The following is a 20,893-nucleotide window of genomic DNA, read 5'->3' on the forward strand; positions in this document are numbered from 1 at the left end:
CCATGGCTAATTTCGCGACGCCCATTGACTGGCAGGCCTGTAGCGCGGATGAGCAGCAGACGCTGCTGGCGCGCCCGGCACTCTTTGCCGCAGAAAATATTACTCATACCGTGCGCGAGATCCTCGACCGGGTAAAAGCTCAAGGGGACGAGGCGCTGCGTTTTTACAGCGCGGCCTTCGATAAAACCCAGCCAGATGCACTGCGCGTCTCCGGGGCGGAGATGGATGCCGCAGCCGATCGGCTCAGCGATGCGCTCAAACAGGCGATGGCCGTTGCCGTAAGCAATATCGATACCTTCCACCAGGCGCAGATCCTGCCAAAGATAGATATCGAAACCCAACCGGGCGTGCGCTGCCAGCAGGTCACCCGCCCGCTGGCCTCCGTCGGCCTCTATATTCCCGGCGGGTCGGCGCCGCTGTTCTCTACCGTGCTGATGCTGGCCACACCGGCGCGGATTGCGGGATGTGGGCGCGTGGTGCTCTGTTCACCGCCGCCGATTGCCGATGAAATCCTCTATGCCGCTAAGCTCTGCGGCGTGCGGGAGGTGTTTCAGGTCGGCGGCGCGCAGGCTATCGCCGCCATGGCATTTGGCACCGCCTCCGTGCCCCGGGTGGACAAAATCTTCGGGCCGGGCAATGCTTATGTGACTGAAGCCAAACGGCAGGTCAGTCAGCGGCTGGACGGGGCGGCGATTGATATGCCGGCCGGACCGTCAGAGGTGCTGGTGATTGCCGACGAGCAGGCGACGCCGGATTTTGTCGCCTCCGACCTGCTTTCGCAGGCTGAGCACGGGGCGGATTCGCAGGTGATCCTGCTAACGCCTTCACGGCAGATGGCAACAGCGGTGGCGCAGGCGGTCGAAAATCAGCTCGCTGCCCTGCCCCGTGCAGAGACGGCCCGTAAGGCGCTGGAGAGCAGCCGCCTGATTGTCGCCGCTGACCTGGCGCAGTGCGTGGAGATCAGCAATCGCTATGGGCCGGAGCACCTGATTATTCAGACGCGCCAGCCGCGCGAACTGGTAGACAGCATCACCAGCGCCGGATCGGTGTTCCTCGGCGACTGGTCGCCGGAGTCAGCCGGGGACTATGCGTCCGGCACTAACCATGTGCTGCCAACCTATGGCTATACCGCCACCTGCTCCAGCCTGGGCCTGGCAGATTTTCAAAAGCGCATGACGGTGCAGGAGCTGACGCCTCAGGGGTTTTTAAACCTGGCGCCGACCATTGAGATTCTGGCTGCGGCAGAACAGCTGACCGCCCATAAAAATGCCGTTACGCTGCGCGTTGCCGCGCTAAAGGAGAAACAGTGAGCACCTCTATAGAAGAACTTGCCCGAGCGAACGTGCGCGCCCTGACGCCTTATCTTTCCGCGCGACGCCTTGGCGGCAACGGCGACGTCTGGCTAAATGCCAATGAGTACCCGCTGGCGGTGCCTTTTGAGCTCAGCCAGAACACGCTGAACCGCTACCCAGAGTGTCAGCCAAAGCAGGTTATTGAACGTTACGCCCGCTATGCCGGCCTGGCCACGGATCAGGTGCTGGTCTGCCGTGGCGCCGATGAAGGCATTGAGCTGGTGATCCGTGCCTTCTGCGAGCCGGGTCAGGATGCGGTACTCTTCTGCCCACCCACCTATGGGATGTATGCCGTCAGCGCGGAAACCATTGGCGTGGAAGTCCGTACGGTAGAAGCCCGCGAGGACTGGCAGCTAAACCTGCCCGCCATCGCGGAACGGCTGGACGGCGTGAAGGTGGTCTACGTTTGCAGCCCGAATAACCCTACCGGCAACCTGGTCAACCCGGACGATCTGCGCCAGCTGCTGGAGATAACGCGGGGCAAAGCGCTGGTCGTCGCTGATGAAGCCTATATTGAATTCTGTCCGTCAGCCTCCGTTGCGGGCTGGCTGAAAGACTACCCGCACCTGGTAGTGCTGCGTACGCTGTCTAAAGCGTTTGCGCTGGCCGGGCTGCGCTGCGGCTTTACGCTGGCGAATGCCGAGGTCATTACGCTGCTGATGAAGGTGATTGCCCCCTATCCGCTCTCAACCCCGGTAGCCGACATCGCGGCCCAGGCGCTGAGCGAACAGGGCGTGGCGCTGATGAAACAGCACGTTAGCGAACTGGTCGCCACCCGCGAGGAGCTGATCGGCCAGCTGCGCCGCTGTGACTGTGTGGAAGAGGTCTTTACCAGTAATACCAACTACGTACTGGCCCGCTTTACTGCCACCAGCCAGGCATTTAAAACCCTGTGGGAACAGGGCATTATCCTGCGTGACCAGTCCCGGCAGCCCGGCCTTTCCGGCTGCCTGCGCATTACTATCGGCACCCGTGAGGAGTGCAACCGCGTGATCGCCGCGCTAAGAAATTTACCGGGTACCGCCGCTTCCAGGGAGCAAGCATGAGTCAGAAAGTCCTTTTTATCGATCGTGACGGCACCATTATTTCTGAGCCACCGGAAGATTTTCAGGTGGACCGCATGGACAAGCTGGCCTTTGAGCCGGGCGTCATCCCCGCCCTGCTGGCCCTACAGAGCGCGGGCTTTTCGCTGGTGATGATCACCAACCAGGACGGTCTGGGCAGCGAGAGCTTCCCGCAGGCGGATTTTGACGGCCCGCATAACCTGATGATGCAGGTACTGCGATCGCAGGGCGTGGCGTTTGAAGAAGTCCTGATCTGTCCACACATGCCTGATGAAGGCTGCAACTGCCGCAAACCGAAAACCCGTCTGGTCGCCCCCTGGCTGGAATCGGGTCGCCTCGACGTCGCCAACAGCTATGTCATCGGCGATCGTGCCACCGATATGGAGCTGGCCAGCAATATGTCCATCGGCGGTCTGCTCTACTCCGCCAGTGGCCTCACCTGGCCCGCTATCGCCCAGCAGTTAACCCAGCGCGATCGCCATGCCTGCGTGGAGCGAAATACCAAAGAGACGCAGATTAAGGTGGAAGTCTGGCTGGACCGTGAGGGCAACAGCCGCTTCAACACCGGCGTGGGCTTCTTCGACCACATGCTGGATCAGATTGCGACCCACGGCGGCTTCCGCATGAACGTGGAGGTGAAAGGCGATCTCTATATTGACGATCACCACACGGTTGAGGATACCGGGCTGGCGCTGGGTGAGGCGCTGTTAAAAGCGCTGGGCGACAAGCGCGGCATTGGCCGCTTTGGCTTTGTGCTGCCGATGGACGAATGCCTGGCCCGCTGCGCGCTGGACATTTCCGGGCGTCCGCATCTGGAATACAAGGCCGAATTCAACTATCAGCGCGTGGGCGATTTGAGCACCGAGATGGTGGAGCACTTTTTCCGTTCGCTCTCCTACTCCATGGCCAGCACCCTGCATCTGCGTACCAAAGGTAAGAACGACCATCACCGCGTTGAGAGTCTGTTTAAGGCCTTTGGGCGTACGCTGCGTCAGGCGATCCGCGTTGAAGGCAACACGCTTCCCAGCTCAAAAGGAGTGCTGTAATGAACGTAGTCATTTTGGATACCGGCTGCGCCAATCTCTCCTCGGTAAAATGGGCGCTGGAGCGGCTGGGCTATGAGCCGCAGGTCAGCCGCGAGGCTGATATCGTCCTCCAGGCGGACAAGCTGCTGCTGCCCGGGGTCGGCACCGCCCGCGCGGCCATGGATCAACTGCGCGAGCGTGAGCTGATCGACCTGATTAAGGCCTGCACCCAGCCCGTGCTGGGCATCTGCCTTGGCATGCAGCTGCTGGGTTCACAGAGCGATGAAACCGGCGGCATCACGACGCTTGGCATTATCGACCAGCCGGTTAACCGCATGACCGATCACGGCCTGCCGCTGCCGCATATGGGCTGGAACCAGATCACCGCCCAGGCCGGTAACCATCTTTTCCGCGACATTCCTGAGGGCGCGTATTTCTACTTTGTGCACAGCTATGCCATGCCGGTGAATGCCTGGACTATCGCACAGTGTAGCTACGGCGAAGCCTTCACCGCCGCCGTGCAGAAAGATAACTTCTTCGGCGTGCAGTTCCACCCGGAGCGCTCCGGGGCCGCCGGGGCTCAGCTGCTGAAAAACTTTCTGGAGATGTAACCGGCATGATTATTCCCGCATTAGATTTGATTGAGGGCAAGGTCGTGCGTCTGCATCAGGGCGATTACGGCCAGCAGCGCGACTACGGCAGCGATCCCCTGCCGCGCCTGCGGGCGTACGAGGCCGAAGGGGCCAGCGTGCTGCACCTGGTGGATCTGACCGGCGCGAAGGATCCCGCCGCACGGCAGATCCCGCTGCTAAAAAAACTGCTGGCGGGCGTCAGCGTACCGGTTCAGGTGGGCGGCGGTATCCGCAGCCGTCGCGACGTTGACGCGCTGCTGGAAGCGGGTGCCACCCGCGTTGTGGTCGGCTCAACGGCGATAAAAGAGCCGGAAGCGGTGCAGAGCTGGTTCAAAGAATACGGCGCTGAATCCATTGTGCTGGCGCTGGACGTGCGCATCGATGCCGATAACCGTAAAGAGGTGGCGATCAGCGGCTGGCAGGAAGCGGCTGGCGTCACGCTTGAAGAGGTGATTGGGCAGTTTGAGGCGGTAGGCCTGAAGCACGTACTGTGCACCGATATCTCCCGCGACGGTACGCTCAGCGGATCGAACGTGGCGCTCTATCGTGAAGTCTCCGCTCGCTATCCGTCGGTTGCCTTCCAGTCTTCCGGCGGTATTGGTTCACTTAACGATATTGCTGCCCTGCGCGGCAGCGGAGCACAGGGCGTCATTGTTGGCCGCGCCCTGCTTGAGAATAAATTCACCGTAACGGAGGCCATTTCATGCTGGCAAAACGGATAATCCCCTGCCTGGACGTGCGAGACGGCCAGGTCGTCAAGGGCGTGCAGTTTCGCAATCATGAAATTATCGGCGATATCGTGCCGCTGGCGCAGCGCTACGCGGCGGAAGGGGCCGATGAGCTGGTCTTCTATGATATTACCGCGTCGTCCGATGGCCGCGTGGTGGATAAAAGCTGGGTCTCTCGCGTAGCGGAAGTCATTGATATCCCGTTTTGCGTGGCGGGCGGCATTAAGACGATTGAAGACGCGGCGCAGATCCTCTCCTTCGGCGCAGACAAAATTTCCATCAACTCCCCGGCGCTGGCCGATCCGGAGCTGATTACCCGCCTGGCAGATCGCTTCGGCGTGCAGTGCATTGTGGTGGGTATTGACACCTGGTTCGACGCAAAGAGCGGTCAGTATCAGGTCAACCAGTATACCGGTGATGAACGCCGTACGCAGGTCACGACCTGGCAGACGCTGGACTGGGTACAGGAAGTACAAAAGCGCGGCGCGGGTGAGATCGTCTTAAATATGATGAATCAGGACGGCGTGCGTAATGGCTACGATCTGGTGCAGCTGAAAAAGGTGCGTGAGGTTTGCAACGTGCCGCTGATCGCCTCTGGCGGGGCGGGCACTATGGAACATTTCCACCAGGCCTTCCGCGATGCCGATGTGGACGGCGCGCTGGCGGCTTCGGTATTCCATAAGCAAATTATCAATATCGCTGAGCTGAAAAAGTTTCTGATTGAAAAAGGTGTGGAGATTCGCGCGTGTTAACTCAACAACAGACAGACCAGCTGGACTGGGTCAAAACCGACGGCATGATGCCGGCCATCGTGCAGCATGCCGTTTCGGGTGAAGTGCTGATGCACGGTTATATGAACCAGGAGGCGCTCAGTAAAACGCTTGAAAGCGGGCAGGTGACCTTCTGGTCGCGCACTAAACAGCGGCTGTGGACCAAGGGGGAAACCTCAGGAAATGTCCTCAACGTGGTCAGTATCACGCCGGACTGCGATAACGACACGCTGCTGCTGCTGGTTAATCCTGTAGGCCCAACCTGCCATCTTGGCACATCCAGCTGCTTCTCCCCCGCGGCATCAGACTGGAGCTTTCTGTATCAGCTTGAACAGCTGCTTGCAGAGCGCAAGCACGCGGATCCCAAAAGCTCCTATACCGCCAGCCTGTATGCCAGCGGCACCAAGCGTATCGCGCAGAAGGTAGGCGAAGAAGGTGTGGAAACGGCGCTGGCGGCTACCGTCAATGACCGTCATGAACTGACCAACGAAGCCTCCGACCTGATTTATCATCTGCTGGTGCTGCTACAGGATCAGGATTTGGATCTCAGCACGGTCATTAACAACCTGCGCCAGCGTCATAAATAAGCCAGATTTCACCGATAAGGCCGGGCAACCGGCCTTCCACATTGGGGACACCGATGAGCACCTTCGAGAAACTTACCGCCCTGCTCGACAGTCAGCAGGCCAGCTACACACTGATGGAGCATGAGCCCACCGGAAAATGTGAAGAGGTGGCAGCCATCCGCGGCACCACCGTCGGTCAGGGCGCCAAGGCGCTGGTTTGTCATATCAAGGGGAACGGCATAAAGCAGTACGTGCTGGCCGTCCTTCCCGCCGATGAGCAGGCAGATTTAAGCAAGGTCGCCAGAGCGGTAGGCGGTCTGCGCGCGTCACTGGCCAGCCCACCAGAGGTGGATCGTCTGACTGGCTGCGTCTTCGGGGCTATCCCGCCGTTCAGCTTCCATGAGGAGCTAAAACTGGTGGTCGATCCTGCGCTTTTCGAACGTAATACTGAGATTGCTTTTAATGCCGGACTGCTGGAAAAATCCATGGTGCTTAACGTGCAGGACTACCAGCGCGTTGCGTCCTGCGAACGGGCAAACATTATTAAATAGCGATTCACGGGCCGCCATAGGGCGGTTAATCTGTTAACCTGCGTAAACTTATTGATAAGAAAGGACTTATGGCAAAAATCTCGCTTTCTACCCGTCTGCGCCAGGCGGCCGCCCTGATGGTTATGACCGGTTGTGCATTCGGCGCTCAGGCTAAAATTGAACAGGTTCGCTTCGCGGTTGACCCGAGCTACCCGCCCTTTGAGTCGAAGACGCCACAGGGCAAGCTGGTCGGTTTTGATATCGATCTCGGCAACGCCCTCTGCGAACAGATGCAGGCTAAGTGCGTATGGGTCGAGAATCAGTTTGACGGGATGATCCCGGCGCTAAAGGCGCGGAAGTTTGACGGCATTCTGTCGGATATGGGCATCACCGAAGAGCGCATGAAGCAGATCGATTTTAGCGTCCCGCTGTACGATACCCACGTGCAGCTGATTGCCCGTAAAGGCTCCGGTCTGCTCCCTACCGCCGGGTCACTTAAGGGTAAAACCGTTGGCGTGGAGCAGGGAACGATCCAGGAACGCTATGCCCGTGCCAAATGGCAGCCGTATGGCGTCAACGTGGTGCCCTACGGCGACCAGGCTCAGGTGGAGAGCGATCTGGTGTCTGGCCGTCTTGATGCGGTCTTCACCGACGCCGCCCAGGCCGCAATTGGCTTCCTGAAGCGTCCGCAGGGTCAGGATTTTGCGCTGGCCGGTCCGGTGGTTGAGGATCCGCTTATCGGTCCGGGCACCGCCATCGGCCTGCGTAAGGGCGATACTGAATTGAAAACCGCTATAGACAATGCTTATGCAGAAATCCGCAAAAACGGCACCTTCGATACAATCCAGAAGCGCTATTTTGCGACTGATATCTCGGTAAAACAGTAACAGCCTCTGAGCCGCACCTGCGGGTTGCGGCTCTTCACTCCTCTGAAAGCGAATCTACCCATGCAACAGCGCCACCACCCTCTGCTCAGCGCCTCGCTGGGAACCCAGCGTGAAATCATCAGCTACCATTTTGGCAACCCCTCATCCCGTCAGGTCTATATTCAGGCCGCGCTACACGGCGATGAGCTGCCGGGCGTGGCGGTGGCCTGGTATTTAAAACAGAAGCTGCTGGCGCTGGAATCCGATGACCGGCTGGCGGCGCAGATAACCCTGGTGCCGGTTGCCAACCCGATAGCCCTCGGACAGCACTGGCATGGCACACACCTGGGACGCTTTGATACCGCCTCGGGGCAGGATTTTAATCGCCAGTTTCCGGCGCTCGGCCCCGCCCTTGCCGCCCTGCTGACGCAGCGGCTAACGCAGGATCCTGAGCAGAATCGCCTGCTAATCCGCCAGGCGATAGATGACTACTTCAACAGTCACCCTCCGGTCACCGAGCTGGCCTCTCAGCGGCATACGCTGATGCAGATGGCCTGTAAGGCGGACCTGATGATTGATCTGCACTGCGACTGGGAAGCCCTGCCGCATCTCTACACCACGCCACAGGCCTGGCCCGCCATCGAACCGCTGGCGCGCTATATAGGCAGTGAGGTGCAGCTGATCGCCGAGGTATCGGGCGGCGAACCTTTTGATGAAGCCTGCTGCGAACCCTGGCAATATCTGCTGCGCACCCTGGGCGACCGCTTTCCACTACCCGACGGGCTACTGCCGGTGACGCTGGAGCTGCGGGGCGTCAGAGATGTCAGTCATATTCAGGCAGAGAAGGATGCCGATGCGATAATCAGCGCCCTGACCCTGGGCGGGTTTATTTATGGTGTAGCACCCGCCCTGCCGGCGCTGTCGCATCCCGCCGTGCCGCTGGCAGGCTGCGAATACATCACGGCGCCCCACCCCGGCGTGATACTTCATCGCCGCAGCCTGGGTGAGTGGATTATGCCGGGCGAGGTGGTCGCCGATATCCTCGATCCGTTAACGGACACGCTTACGCAGCTAACCGCCGCATTTGGCGGCAGACTGTATGCACGTAACGGAGGACGGTTCGCCACCGCCGGTATGCTGGTGACCCGTCTGGCAGGGCATGAAGCCTGCCGTGAGGGGGATTTGCTGGTGCCCTGAGGGCTTTGCTAACGCTCGCCTGCCCTTCCCGCTGACCGGCTACAGGCCTTGCCCTGTAGCCCATCTCAGCTCACCTTCTTGATTATTAAATTAACGGCTTACCCAGCAACCCTTCCAGCACCCGTAACGGCGAATGCTGGGGGTTCTGCATCGCATCAACCGGCAGCAGAAAGGTTTGCTCCAGCATAAACTGGCCGCCCATCGCCGCATGCGGCGTTTGGTCTGAGAAGCAGATCCAGCTACTGCCCGTAGGGAAGTCGATTGCCACCTGTGGACCCTGCTTCTGGTAATCAGTATCAGCCTTCATGGCGTCATGCATTTGCAGCATCAGATGATCGTAGTGGCTGCGGCGGCTTTTGGTGATGCCTACAGCATCTTGCAGCCAGCTGCTCAACGGCGAGTAGGATTTCAGACGTGGTAAGAAGCGTGCGGCCAGCGACGGGAATGTCTCGCCCACCCGCCAGTTACGGCTTTCACCGGCTGGATGAATGTTGGTAAAAATACGCAGGATCCGCTCGCCATAATTGGGGCGGGAAGGAAACGCGTCGACGTGCAAACGACTGTCGTCTTTGCGCCACGAGGTACTTTGCGACCATGCCTTAACCGGATGAACGCGAAGGCTATTGGTGGGCGTATGCAATACCTGCTTATATTCGGGAAGAATAGCAGCGATTAGCTGCAAACTGGACTGGTAATGGCGCTTAAGCAGCGCCCGCACGGCCGGTTCCTGCTCAGCGGCGGCAACGCCGGTAAGCTTATCCTTCAAAGGCTGATAGCTAATGTTCTTACGCTTAGGATCAACAATGGCGGGATCCAATAATGCCAGTTCCTGCCCGGTCAGCGCGAATGCCAGCTGTGGCAGATAAATCACTTTGCCCTGTTCCAGCTCGCCAACAACGGATTCGGCGTGCTCGGCCCCCCATCGGGAAAGCGGATGAGTAAGCGTAGCGGTATTAAGAGAGATGCTTGTATCCGACATATCAATGTCCTTGCCAATTATCCCGATGGTTATATTTAACTCATGCTTCCGGGATATTTATTTTTAAAATACGAATTTAATAAAGCGGTCAATTCATAAGGTAAAAGGTTAAGGCAAGTATAATAAGAACGCGGATTAGTAGTTAAACAGAACCTAAACGTAACATTTAGTAGTAATTTAAAACGCACAAAATCATAAAGTAACATTGGGTTAATATTACAGACTGCATTACCGCTTGGTTTTTAAAACTTCTACCGATAATTTATAGCGGGTGCTGTCAGATGATGAGTGAGTCGGACGGTGCGAACAGCCATTCCCTTACAGGACATAATCAGTTCGTCGGGAGAGCGCTACTGCTGAATAGTCGTTTGGGTGGGATACTTGCATGATTCGCAGGATTGACAACAGGCAGCGAGGAGGAGCAAACATTTAATGGGTGACATCTGTCCAGTTTTGCACATGTAAAATATAAAAAAAACCACAGTATCAACTGTGGTTTCAAGAGTGTTAAGCAACTTATTAAATTAATCCAGCCACTCAGTATGGAACACACCGTCTTTATCGATGCGTTTATAGGTATGTGCACCAAAGTAGTCGCGCTGAGCCTGAATCAGGTTAGCTGGCAGTACTGCTGAACGGTAGCTATCGTAATAAGCGATAGCAGCAGAGAAGGTTGGCGTTGGGATACCGTTCTGAACCGCATAGGCCACAACGTCACGCAGCGCCTGCTGGTACTCGTCAGCGATATTTTTGAAGTAAGGTGCCAGCAGCAGGTTTGCGATGTCGGCATTCTCTGCATAAGCATCAGTGATCTTCTGCAGGAACTGTGCGCGGATAATGCAGCCTGCACGGAAGATTTTAGCAATCTCACCGTAATTAAGATCCCAGTTATTCTCGGTTGATGCTGCTTTCAGCTGGGAGAAGCCCTGAGCATAAGAAACGATTTTACCCAGATAAAGTGCACGACGGACTTTCTCGATAAACTCAGCTTTATCACCCGTAAGGGCTTTAACCGTCGGGCCGCTCAGTACTTTTGAAGCCGCTACGCGCTGAGTTTTCAGCGAGGAGAGATAGCGGGCAAACACGGACTCAGTGATCAGCGACAGTGGCTCGCCAAGATCCAGTGAGCTCTGACTGGTCCACTTACCGGTGCCTTTGTTGGCGGCTTCATCCAGAATCACATCAACCAGGTACTTACCGGCTTCGTCTTTTTTAGTGAAGATGTCTTTGGTAATGTCGATCAGATAGCTATTCAGCTCGCCTTCATTCCACTGGCTGAAGGTCTTAGCCAAATCTTCATTGCTCAGGTTCAGGGCATTTTTCAGGAGTGAGTAGGCTTCTGCGATAAGCTGCATATCACCATACTCAATGCCATTATGAACCATCTTAACGTAGTGACCCGCACCGTCCGGACCGATATAGGCAACGCAGGCTTCACCTTCAGCACGAGCAGCAATCTTATCCAGGATAGGGGCAACCAGCTCATAAGCTTCTTTCTGACCGCCAGGCATGATCGATGGGCCTTTCAGCGCCCCTTCTTCCCCACCTGATACGCCGGTACCAATGAAGTTAAAGCCCTGCTCGGACAGCTCGCGGTTACGGCGAATGGTGTCTTTGTAGAAGGTGTTACCGCCGTCGATCAGGATATCGCCTTTATCAAGGTGTGGGGTCAGGGAAGCGATAGTTTTGTCAGTTGCTTCGCCTGCCTGAACCATCAGCAGGATACGACGGGGCTTCTCAAGGGAGTCAACAAACTCTTCGATACTGTAGTATGGAGCCAGCTTTTTACCTTCATTCTCAGCGATAACTTCATCAGTCTTTTCGCGAGAGCGGTTAAAGATGGATACGGTATAGCCGCGGCTTTCAATGTTGAGAGCCAGGTTACGGCCCATCACAGCCATACCTACAACGCCGATCTGTTGCTTGGACATTACATACTCCTGTCTGAATTCTAAGCTTTAACAAAGCTAACTTCCACAAGGGGGGAAGTACCATACGTATATTGTAAAAGGTTTATCATACATGACAAATCATGTGGAGGAGCCTATTATAGCAATCACAACTTATCTCAATCTATTGATAAATTGCCATTAGCTTTAATACTTTAAGTTACCTTATGGAAACCATGTTACTGGTAACAACTTCCCTTATTGTCAGGACTTTGTCAAACCTTAGATGTTATGGGAAGCTCAGATAAGCATTGTAGGTTAAGTCTATCTCGCTCTTCATCACTCAACCATCCCCACTTATTGAAATATCGGATAGTAGAAACAATATGATACAATAAAAACCTAACATCTTTGTAGGATCGCCGTTGGGACTCATGAACAACCCTAGAAAAAGGACAGTAGCGTACGGGAAGACCCGTCGTACAAACTCGGCGACTAAGATCCACATCTTCTAAATACAGGAAAAATCGCTCATCAAACCCTTGGGTTTTTTCAAGGGCCTGCTGGCTGAAAAGAACAAAGCATCCTGAAAGAGAAGGAGCGAAAAAAGCCCGATTATAATTGGCATCCTGGAGTTCATATTGTCGGTCTGTTCTTCGCGATAAAGATGAACAAAAACGGCGCAAGAAAAGCTGCTGAGGTTTGGGCAAAAGTTTGCAGCCATGTTGCAAACTTCCATCAGGATAAACCACCTTGGGAATTGAAAGCCCCGTCCCCTCGCGTTGACTGAAGGCGTACAACGAATCTACCTCCCCTTGCTCAAATGAGATATCGGGGTTGCAAATCAGAAAGTATTCTGCAATGCCATTGAATCGTTGAAAAACTGTATTGTGGCCTCCGCCAAACCCCTGATTTACCGGAAGTCTTATGACATCGATGCCCGGGTGGTTCAGCTTATATAGCCAGTCGCAGTGGCTACCGTTGTCCACTATGCAAATTTTGTCAATTGAATCTTCACTAAGAAGTGAATTCAGAGTCTTACTAATGTCTGCTTCGCTATGTCGGTGCAGAACTAAAGATGCGATTATTTTCACTTAGATACCAATTTTACAACCGATCGAAAAGCATGTAGGACCACGTTGCTAAAGTGCCTACAAATTTCTGGTGGTAAATCCCCGATCTCTTCATCAATCTTATCCTGTTATTCCAGGAGCTGTGGCGAATGTGGCGAAAACAGCTCAGACATCGTTTATTGTCAGGGGTAATATAATCACCCAACGCATCCATTAGTGAAAAATGTATGTTGTTCCAGTGTATCTTATTGCCTTGATGAACATTGACAAAATTTTTCCATCTTGTACTTAATTCCATCCCGTTACCAATAAGATTGCTTGCATGTTGACGATAATGCACCGAAGGTAGCGAATCGAAAAATATATTGCCACCACAGGCTGATACCACAAGATAAAGCGCCCAGTCATGCATAACCATAGGCTGATTTGCAACAGATTTTATCAATTCACGCGCTCGCCGATTGAACACCATGGTGTTACCACTGGCTATGTTTTGTAAAAGCGCATTAGCAAAGGCTGGCGGTTTAGTATTGTTTGTAGAAACTCCAATAAACATATCATTTTCGTTAATCAGACGCGTACGTGAGCAATATAGTGCTGGAAAATCAGGATCTTGCAGACCCAACCAGTTGACAGCGCGCTCAAGTTTATGTGGCATCCAGATATCATCCTGATCGGAAAAAGCAAAGTAATCTGCGTCGATCGCATCACTACTAAGCATTGACTGAAAATTGGCACAAACGCCGGAATGTGGCCCGTCAAAAACATTGACGGGCTGGGATACTGAATGTGAAAAGGCATTCAACATCGAGAGGGTTCCATCCGTGGAACCATCATCTGAAGCCCAGAGGCTCCAGTTAGTGAAGGTTTGTTCCTCAAAAGACTTCAGCTGAGAAGACAGAAACCGACCACCATTGTAAAGACCCATCATTATAGCAAGAGCGGGAGCATTCATAAAATCATCCTGATTGTACAGACGTCATCCGCGATGACGTAAGGTATCTTAACTCACCAGGCCCCGACCGCAATAATCATCATCTAATACCAGGTTTTGCAGCACGGTATTTTGTTTATCTTTGCCCGAGTCAACAAAACCGCTGTACAATTTATCAGCAACATACAATGAAGGTTTGAACATCGGGTAAAATTCTTTCTTAATCTTACATGCATCTTTTACATAATCTCTGACACCTTCCTGCAAACTATCGCGGATACAACGCGTAGATTTCTCCTCATCTCGCAGTGGCTTGAATACCTTTGATATTGTCCCATCTTTTTCGATTACGAACTTAGCGATCTGCGCATCATTGGCGCTCAATAACTGTTCAAGCGCGAAACTTTTATTGAAGATCCTTGAGCCCATAAAGTTAGGTACAGAATCAGAAACGAAGCATCCTTTAGCAGAAGCTAATGGATGTAATCCCTTCTGTATCAGGTCTGAGGTAGCCATATAGAGACCGTGAACAGGCCTATTCATTAGGGATATTAATGCTTTTTGAATAGTGCCAGAATAGCCTACATCTACTATGGCTGAGGCAGGGTTGTCTAAAATCCCGACTTCGCTCAGATATTGCTGCACTCCAACAAGCTCTACTTTAGAACTGGCCAATATCACAGGCATAAGAAATTCCAGGAGCGGTTCGATTTTGCTCAGATCATGGTTCTGAATATGAATTTTCTGATCCGAAGTCCAAAGACCCTTCTGATATATTTCCTGCCACAAATCATCGTCTAACGTTAAACCAAACCGCTCGAATAAAAAGCTTTCAAGTTCGTTTGGGAAAAAATCAATTTTAGCAATTTCTCTAATGTCAGCCATACTCCTGATTTTAGGCACATTTACTGCCCTACGGGATAGCTGAAGATAATGGCTTTCGGGTTTTTCATTAAAGGTATCAGACCAAAGATCAAAAACTTCCTTGATGATTTTCCCTTCACGTGCCAAAAAGTAGAGTTGCTCGATAGAAGAGGATTTAGCTGTCTTCATCAACCAATCACTGAATGAAACTAATAATGGACCTACTAAATTATATCCAAGTTGATAGGGCCTCTCGCTGTAAATACGAAGATCATCAGGATCAACGTTAGCGACTTTGTTTAAGTTTTTTTGAACAATTAGGCTGAGTGTGAGCTCATCATTAATACTTTTAGTAATTTTAGAGTCGGCTACAAGTTTTTGATAGTAAGGTAATGACTTAGCAACGTCATTTGCCCGTAAGAGATGAAGACAGCGTACACCAAAACTATCTGCAGGCAATTGCAAGTCAGACCGCTCGTTGTCGCCAATCATCAAAACGTTTTTTCCGGGGATATCTTCTTTTTCAAATGCATGTCGATAAAGATCCCCTGTATCCTTACGCATCCCAATTGAAGATGAGAGATAAAAATTATCCCAGCCGGAAATACCATTTTTATGCAACATTTCACCGATTAGCGATTCAGGTAAAAACATATCGCTAATTAGTATCACTCTCTTACCAGACTCTTTAACCATGCCCCATAAATTCAGCGCGTCAGGTCGTAATGAAACTGAAGCAAGTTCTACATCCGCTTCTATACCAGCTATTTCTTTACATCTGCTTAATGACAAACCGCTCAGTGAAGAAAACTTCTCATAAATAACATGCAGATCGATGTCTCTCCCCGCCTCAGCTCTCGCTTCGGCTTCGGCTATAGACCTGAATTGCGAAAATAATTTAGCTTCATGCGTGGTGAGTAACTCAGTAATAACTTTCTTCGTATGATCCGGATTAAGTAAAGGCCGAATGAGTAAGGTATCAAATATATCAAAGGCAACTAAATGTGTTTCTGAGTCGTTAATAAGATAGCGATAACTATCGAAAGAACGGCCAAAATATTGTTGGTCAAAGCGGAACGTTGACCATGATGGCGATCCATGATCTTTTATTATTAATGAGTCATAGCTCAAAGCAGTTGGAACTGCTCCTAATAACCTTTCGATAGCATGAGCCAAAGTACCGTCATTTTGTGCTAATTCTTCAGGAAAATCATTCCAGCCAAGATTCAAATCAAGCAGGGGACGGAGAGCATCAGTACGAGCCCAAAACATTGAACCAGCGGGAAAATTGAAATAGGCATCTGGCATGGCTATTTTCATTTTGTTACATAGCATTTGTCCATCAGCACGATTGGCTAACCATGAAAATGCTGCATAAGGAACCTGTACATAAGCTTGCGGATAGATAATTCCTAGCTTAGGGTTAGAGATAAACTGAGAGAATATTTTCTCGACGTTTTGAGTGCTACCTAACAGGGCGTTGAAAAGATATTCGCGCCATCCTTGTGTAGCTCCTGCATTATAAAGTGATTTTTTACTCTGAATATGACCTATGAAATCATAAGCTTTCAGTTGATTACCAAAGTGAGCGAACATAGGACCAATGTCTCTGCCCCTATTCGGTACTATGTCAACAACCAATTTACCAATATTTTTTAGCTCCGAAAGTGCAGTCTTACATACATCCCGCCCTTCTTTAGAAGTCACGGAAACAAACACATCAAGGCTATAAGGCACCTGAGAAATATGATGAACAAATTCCTCAATTAGATCGAAGTAATAAATATGACAATGTAGGGCTATGCGCCCCGGTGCTTCTGTATAAAGGGTTGGTAGCAGGGTAAGATCAACCAGATCCTGTGCAATGTCAGAGTCTACAATACTCATCCCGTGGCGTCGCTGATACTCAGGATGGTGTAAAAACCAAGAGGGCCTAAATTTAAAAGCGGTATCAAGTAGCTTGGAACGAATATTTGGTGGTGATTTATAATAAGCTGTTTTGAGAAATGCTCTTGTCTTAATTTTAAAAGGTGCTAGTGCAACAGAATGCTGACCGCGAATTAATCGCATTGCAAACCGTAGGGGTTTAGTTAACTTCCACGAATTGGTATTAACTAAGTTTGATATTTGATCATTAAGTAATTTTACCTGCTCAGAAGTGCCATTTAGTGAATTCTCTAAAGACTCGACTCGAGCTAGTGCAGCTGCCGCATACTCTTGACTTAAAACCTTTTCATGTTCGTATGTTTTAATCACTTCGCTAATTTCAGCGATTTGTTTTTGTTTAACTTTCAACTCGTTCTTATATGCTGCAATTTGCTCAGCTAAAGTGCTGTTAGAATCGTTCAACTCATTTATTTTACTATCATACTGGTCAAATTTAGTATTCACTGCAAACTCTTTCTCAGCCTCTTTAGCAGACATAACATGATTTAAAAGATCAATTTTATCTTTTAGAATCAAAACTTCTTTACCCAATTCAGTTGCTTGTTGTGCATACTCAACAATAGGCAGACGCGTCTTAATAATAGCATTATCGAAACCAGATCGCATGTTAGGGGGACTCCCCAGCTGGGTTTGTTCCATGAAAATAAACTCACGTTCCCAGTATTCAACGATATCACTATCCGTTATCTTAAGCTCTGATTCTAACAAAATCTCCCTAACTACCTGCGTGAGATTAAGGTTATTTCCACTTTGCGAAGGTGAAACAGATGTAACACGCAATAGTGAGTGCATTACCCCCCTAAATACTACATAACCTAAATTAATATTATCATTTGCGACCCATTCGAGATCAATGATCTTAATTGAACCTTCATCACCGACAAGTATATTAAATGGCATTGCATCATTATATTTACCTGGCAGGATAGTATCCTTATCAATGTCGCGGTTCAGTCCAGCATCATCAATAATATATTTCACCCAGCGTGAGACCCATTGTACAATTGAGTTAATACTCCAGCCTGGGGCGTTTAAAAGAGTATTCAACTCACACCACAGGCTTTGACCACCATAAAAGGCAACTTTATTATCTAGCTCATGATGAAAAGTGTGATTATATTCATCACGAGAAAAATCTTCATTTCGATCCATAGGCTTAGTTGTTACTACTAATTCTCCCTGTTCCTCACTTATTTCAATAGTTTTGTTGAACTGAGGTAATCGACCATCAGAATAATGAAATAAAGCAGTATTACCGGTAAAGTCTTTTTTTACTAAGGTTGATGAAGCAATGAACAGAAAAGAATTGCTTAAATCTGGTGCGAGATTGTTCAGCCAGACGGACTTTATTGCCTGATCTAGTGAAAAAACTGGTTCCGAAATGCCTTGAGGATCTTTATGAGCACTTTCAACTGCTATTTGAGTGAGTTGTTTTGAGTACTTTTCCCAGCCCAAAGGGGTAACAATATCTGTTGGCAACTTATAGTCTGGAAGGGGTAAGTATTCCGATATATTTGATAAGCCGGCTCTCTCGAGGATCTCTTTAAGCTCATTCCTTCCAAACGTCATCACTCCTTGTTTGTCATATGAATTATTTATTCCAAACATAGGTTGACCAACGTGGTCTTCAGCAGCGCCAGCGAAATATTTAATACCTAATTTATTTTCAATAGCGATAAAAAGGCTACCATCTGTTTTGAGATTACCTTTACAGAAATGTATTAGATTATCTTGACCCGACTCACCAAGAAACATCCTTGCATATTCGAGGACGCCAATGAGTAATACATAATCAAATTTTTCAAGGTTAGGCAATTTATCACTGGGTGAGCAAATAATCTCAACATTGGGGAGATCACTACAACGCTCGCGAGCAATTGTCGCGCGTCTTAGGCTTCCTTCAACAGAAACGACTTCTGCGCCAGTTTCGCCCAGGAAACGTGTTATAGCTCCACATCCACAACCGATTTCAAGAACCCTTTTCCCCGAGAAATGTTGAGTAAAAGGGCGTAGTAAATTTGCACGTCTGGATGTCAAATGATAAGTTGAAGGCCAATCAATCATTTTAGTGGCTAATTCAGCCGAATTGCATCTCTTATCTGTAACAGTTTTCATAATGTTTAACAGATAAAGCTCTGCTTCATCGCCATCGTTATATGCAAAGTCAATCGCGTTTTCAGGAATCCATACCCTCTCCTCGCCTAGACGGAAGTTCCCAGCATGCATAAGTTCTTGAAATTTAGTCATGGTAAATGTCTATTCTCGCGTTTAAATCAGTAAATCCGGTGAAACTTCCTACTGGCCCAACGGATATATGAATTGAATCGTAGCGACGGTCGTGAGGGATAATTTCTCCCTCAATAGTGCTACTTGCTACCCCGACTGAGAGAAAATAATCCCCTTCATAGAGCAAGTTAGGTAGTTTAATTGAAACAACTATATTTTCGCCTTCACGCACACTTTCTAACTCTTCTGAGTTAAGCCACTCAGTATTCGTATTGTAGATTGTGATGCCTTCCTTCGTCTTAACCGCAAAACCTATGATTGGTCGAACGATAAGGCTATAAAAATTGATCTTAAGCATCAATTTAATCTCATCAAGAGGTTCGAATGATGAGGGGAATTCCTTTCCGTTTTGTTCAAGATAAAAATCAGAGATTTCAACAGCGCGATCTCCCCAACGATACTCAGCCGGGTTATAGTTAAACCGCTCAACAAAGCTTCCGTTAAGCATTTTTGCTCTGTCTGTTGACACTTCTTTCAAAAATGGAGATCCGCCTGTGTTGTTTTCACGAGCCAAACGATCTTTCTCACCTTTTGCAGCATTAGTAATTTGTTTATCAACTTTATCCCTGACTGACCCTTGAATTTCTTTTTTTCCAAACAGAATATCAAGATAACGATTTACTATATCTTTAGGTTTACCATTAGCCTGAATAACTCCAGCATCAAGCAAAATAGCCTGATCGCAATGAGTAACTATTTGTTCTGTTGCATGAGAAACAAAAAGAATTGATGTACCATCTTGTTTAAGTCTATTGAGCCGAGCAAAACATTTAGCTTGAAATTTAGCATCGCCGACAGCTAAAGCTTCATCAACAATCAAAATATCAGGATTAATTTGAGCTTGAACTGCGAAGGCAAGCCTGACCAACATCCCACTTGAATATGAGCGGACAGGTGAATCAATAAAGCGACCTATATCTGCAAAAGAAAGTATATCGTCAAGTTTATTATCAGTTTCATCTCTGCTTAGTCCTAGGAGAGAAGCGTTTAAGTACACATTTTCACGGCCAGTAAAGTCACTATTGAATCCAGCTCCGAGCTCGAGTAAAGCAGCAATTCGACCATTAACTTTCACATTTCCCTGAGTTGGCGTTAATGTACCCGCAATTATTTGCAAAAGGGTAGATTTTCCGGAGCCATTTCTTCCAACCAATCCCATAGTTTGCCCTTTGGGCAATGTGAAAGAGATATCCTTAAGCGCCCAAAACTCTTCGTGGTACACACCAGGCTCCCGACCTAAAGCGCGATCCAGTCGAGGAAAAACGAATTGTTTTAATCGATGCACTGGGTTTTCGTAAACATGAAAGCATTTACTTACCTGTGAGACTACGATTGCATTTTCTTTAGAGGACATCTGCAAAGCCTTTTCGAGTTTTTTGAAACCAGACATAACAAACCCACATTATGAAAGTAGCTACACATGTGTATATCGCAATTCCGTAAAAATCTGGAAATCTACCCCATACTAATACTTCTCTGGCCTGCTCAATTATAAATGTTAATGGATTGAGCATGATAATTGATTGAAACTTCACAGGTAATGCACTGATAGGGTAGAAAATAGGCGAAAGAAACATCAGCACCGTCATCAAAATTGATATTGTTTGTCCAATATCACGTAAATACACACCTAAAGCAGATAAAAACCACGACAATCCTAACGTAAATATTATTAATGGAAAAAATACAAGGGGTAAAAAAACTGCCGTCCAATGAATATAGCCATTGAAAATTAGACAAGCGGTTAGTAAAACAATCAAACTTATTACTGAATGAAAAACTACGCATGCGATATTTGTTATAGATAGAATCTCCAGAGGAAAAACTACCTTTTTAACATAGTTAACATTGCTAATAATCAAAGTGGGTGCACGAATTAATGCCTCCGCAAAAAGCGTATGTATGATCAAGCCTACAAACAGGATTATCGCGAAATCGCTTTTTGAGTCTGCTGCAGATGATGCTCCCCATCTGGCTTTAAAAACTACTGAAAACACAAATGTGTATACTGCCAACATAAATATTGGGTTGATAAATGACCAAAGTAGACCCATCGCAGATCCCCTGTAACGCCCTACGACCTCACGCTTTGACATTTGGTAAATCAACTGGCGTTCAGAAATTAGTTTTTTTATAAGTTTTACCGGTGAAACGGACTTAGTAGAGTGCGGGTCCATGTTAATTCCCATAT

General features: G+C 49.6%; 17 protein-coding genes. 10 read left to right on the forward strand and 7 right to left on the reverse strand.

The window, feature by feature from the left end; translation table 11 throughout:
• The first annotated feature begins 2 nt into the window (after positions 1-2).
• The 10 genes from hisD (at position 3) to A1830_RS15855 (ending at position 8,730) form a co-directional block, all read left to right on the forward strand.
• Positions 3-1,310: a histidinol dehydrogenase gene (gene hisD / locus A1830_RS15810; protein ID WP_067708362.1), complete on the forward strand. Its 1,308-nt coding sequence runs from the start codon at positions 3-5 to the stop codon at positions 1,308-1,310.
• Positions 1,307-2,398, forward strand: coding sequence for a histidinol-phosphate transaminase (gene hisC, locus A1830_RS15815; RefSeq protein ID WP_067708364.1), 1,092 nt, complete (start codon positions 1,307-1,309; stop codon positions 2,396-2,398). Before hisD ends, hisC begins: the two co-directional genes overlap by 4 nt.
• On the forward strand, positions 2,395-3,462 hold the full coding sequence (gene hisB / locus A1830_RS15820; RefSeq protein WP_067708367.1) for a bifunctional histidinol-phosphatase/imidazoleglycerol-phosphate dehydratase HisB: 1,068 nt from the start codon (positions 2,395-2,397) through the stop codon (positions 3,460-3,462). Before hisC ends, hisB begins: the two co-directional genes overlap by 4 nt.
• Positions 3,462-4,052 (forward strand): imidazole glycerol phosphate synthase subunit HisH, encoded by a 591-nt coding sequence (gene hisH / locus A1830_RS15825; RefSeq protein WP_067708371.1) that lies wholly within the window; start codon positions 3,462-3,464, stop codon positions 4,050-4,052. Before hisB ends, hisH begins: the two co-directional genes overlap by 1 nt.
• Positions 4,053-4,057: 5 nt before the next feature.
• Positions 4,058-4,795: a 1-(5-phosphoribosyl)-5-[(5-phosphoribosylamino)methylideneamino]imidazole-4-carboxamide isomerase gene (gene hisA / locus A1830_RS15830; protein WP_067708374.1), complete on the forward strand. Its 738-nt coding sequence runs from the start codon at positions 4,058-4,060 to the stop codon at positions 4,793-4,795.
• On the forward strand, positions 4,777-5,553 hold the full coding sequence (gene hisF, locus A1830_RS15835) for an imidazole glycerol phosphate synthase subunit HisF (RefSeq protein WP_067708376.1): 777 nt from the start codon (positions 4,777-4,779) through the stop codon (positions 5,551-5,553). The genes hisA and hisF overlap by 19 nt, the downstream gene beginning before the upstream one ends.
• Entirely contained in the window at positions 5,547-6,158 is a 612-nt protein-coding gene (gene hisIE / locus A1830_RS15840; RefSeq protein ID WP_067708380.1) for a bifunctional phosphoribosyl-AMP cyclohydrolase/phosphoribosyl-ATP diphosphatase HisIE, read from the forward strand. The genes hisF and hisIE overlap by 7 nt, the downstream gene beginning before the upstream one ends.
• A 53-nt stretch (positions 6,159-6,211) precedes the next feature.
• On the forward strand, positions 6,212-6,688 hold the full coding sequence (locus A1830_RS15845) for a YbaK/prolyl-tRNA synthetase associated domain-containing protein (protein ID WP_067708384.1): 477 nt from the start codon (positions 6,212-6,214) through the stop codon (positions 6,686-6,688).
• Between the two features lie 68 nt (positions 6,689-6,756).
• Positions 6,757-7,554 (forward strand): ABC transporter substrate-binding protein, encoded by a 798-nt coding sequence (locus A1830_RS15850; RefSeq protein ID WP_067708388.1) that lies wholly within the window; start codon positions 6,757-6,759, stop codon positions 7,552-7,554.
• Positions 7,555-7,614: 60 nt separating this feature from the next.
• On the forward strand, positions 7,615-8,730 hold the full coding sequence (locus A1830_RS15855; RefSeq protein ID WP_067708392.1) for a succinylglutamate desuccinylase/aspartoacylase family protein: 1,116 nt from the start codon (positions 7,615-7,617) through the stop codon (positions 8,728-8,730).
• A gap of 85 nt (positions 8,731-8,815) precedes the next feature.
• Here A1830_RS15855 and A1830_RS15860 read toward each other — a convergent pair whose 3' ends face one another.
• From A1830_RS15860 to A1830_RS15890, 7 genes are all read right to left on the reverse strand, one after another.
• Positions 8,816-9,709: a Kdo hydroxylase family protein gene (locus A1830_RS15860; RefSeq protein WP_067708394.1), complete on the reverse strand. Its 894-nt coding sequence runs from the start codon at positions 9,707-9,709 to the stop codon at positions 8,816-8,818.
• A 524-nt stretch (positions 9,710-10,233) separates the two neighbouring features.
• A complete protein-coding gene (gene gndA / locus A1830_RS15865; RefSeq protein ID WP_067708397.1) occupies positions 10,234-11,640 on the reverse strand; it encodes an NADP-dependent phosphogluconate dehydrogenase in 1,407 nt (468 codons plus the stop codon).
• Positions 11,641-11,873: 233 nt separating this feature from the next.
• Positions 11,874-12,692, reverse strand: a complete 819-nt coding sequence (locus tag A1830_RS21640; RefSeq protein ID WP_073981035.1) for a glycosyltransferase — start codon at positions 12,690-12,692, stop codon at positions 11,874-11,876.
• A 13-nt stretch (positions 12,693-12,705) separates the two neighbouring features.
• Positions 12,706-13,626, reverse strand: coding sequence for a glycosyltransferase family 2 protein (locus A1830_RS15875; protein ID WP_067708404.1), 921 nt, complete (start codon positions 13,624-13,626; stop codon positions 12,706-12,708).
• Positions 13,627-13,674: 48 nt separating this feature from the next.
• Positions 13,675-18,663, reverse strand: a complete 4,989-nt coding sequence (locus A1830_RS15880; RefSeq protein WP_067708408.1) for a rhamnan synthesis F family protein — start codon at positions 18,661-18,663, stop codon at positions 13,675-13,677.
• Positions 18,656-20,092, reverse strand: coding sequence for an ABC transporter ATP-binding protein (locus A1830_RS15885; RefSeq protein WP_231877651.1), 1,437 nt, complete (start codon positions 20,090-20,092; stop codon positions 18,656-18,658). The genes A1830_RS15880 and A1830_RS15885 overlap by 8 nt, the downstream gene beginning before the upstream one ends.
• Complete coding sequence (locus tag A1830_RS15890) at positions 20,046-20,879, reverse strand: ABC transporter permease (protein WP_156485019.1); 834 nt, start codon at positions 20,877-20,879, stop codon at positions 20,046-20,048. The genes A1830_RS15885 and A1830_RS15890 overlap by 47 nt, the downstream gene beginning before the upstream one ends.
• Positions 20,880-20,893: the final 14 nt, after the last annotated feature.

Origin of the sequence: Erwinia sp. ErVv1 (assembly GCF_900068895.1) — a bacterium.
Classification (GTDB): Bacteria; Pseudomonadota; Gammaproteobacteria; order Enterobacterales; family Enterobacteriaceae; genus Erwinia.

What these genes read in the sequence shown, in the direction of transcription:
- hisB (WP_067708367.1), top strand. Translation starts at nt 2,395, where the DNA reads ATGAGTCAGAAAGTCCTTTTTATCGATCGTGACGGCACCATTATTTCT.
- hisH (WP_067708371.1), top strand. Translation starts at nt 3,462, where the DNA reads ATGAACGTAGTCATTTTGGATACCGGCTGCGCCAATCTCTCCTCGGTA.
- hisF (WP_067708376.1), top strand. Translation starts at nt 4,777, where the DNA reads ATGCTGGCAAAACGGATAATCCCCTGCCTGGACGTGCGAGACGGCCAG.
- gndA (WP_067708397.1), bottom strand. Translation starts at nt 11,640, where the DNA reads ATGTCCAAGCAACAGATCGGCGTTGTAGGTATGGCTGTGATGGGCCGT.
- A1830_RS15855 (WP_067708392.1), top strand. Translation starts at nt 7,615, where the DNA reads ATGCAACAGCGCCACCACCCTCTGCTCAGCGCCTCGCTGGGAACCCAG.
- hisD (WP_067708362.1), top strand. Translation starts at nt 3, where the DNA reads ATGGCTAATTTCGCGACGCCCATTGACTGGCAGGCCTGTAGCGCGGAT.
- A1830_RS15880 (WP_067708408.1), bottom strand. Translation starts at nt 18,663, where the DNA reads ATGACTAAATTTCAAGAACTTATGCATGCTGGGAACTTCCGTCTAGGC.
- A1830_RS15875 (WP_067708404.1), bottom strand. Translation starts at nt 13,626, where the DNA reads ATGAATGCTCCCGCTCTTGCTATAATGATGGGTCTTTACAATGGTGGT.
- A1830_RS15845 (WP_067708384.1), top strand. Translation starts at nt 6,212, where the DNA reads ATGAGCACCTTCGAGAAACTTACCGCCCTGCTCGACAGTCAGCAGGCC.
- A1830_RS15860 (WP_067708394.1), bottom strand. Translation starts at nt 9,709, where the DNA reads ATGTCGGATACAAGCATCTCTCTTAATACCGCTACGCTTACTCATCCG.
- A1830_RS15850 (WP_067708388.1), top strand. Translation starts at nt 6,757, where the DNA reads ATGGCAAAAATCTCGCTTTCTACCCGTCTGCGCCAGGCGGCCGCCCTG.
- hisA (WP_067708374.1), top strand. Translation starts at nt 4,058, where the DNA reads ATGATTATTCCCGCATTAGATTTGATTGAGGGCAAGGTCGTGCGTCTG.
- A1830_RS15885 (WP_231877651.1), bottom strand. Translation starts at nt 20,092, where the DNA reads ATGTCTGGTTTCAAAAAACTCGAAAAGGCTTTGCAGATGTCCTCTAAA.
- A1830_RS15890 (WP_156485019.1), bottom strand. Translation starts at nt 20,879, where the DNA reads ATGGACCCGCACTCTACTAAGTCCGTTTCACCGGTAAAACTTATAAAA.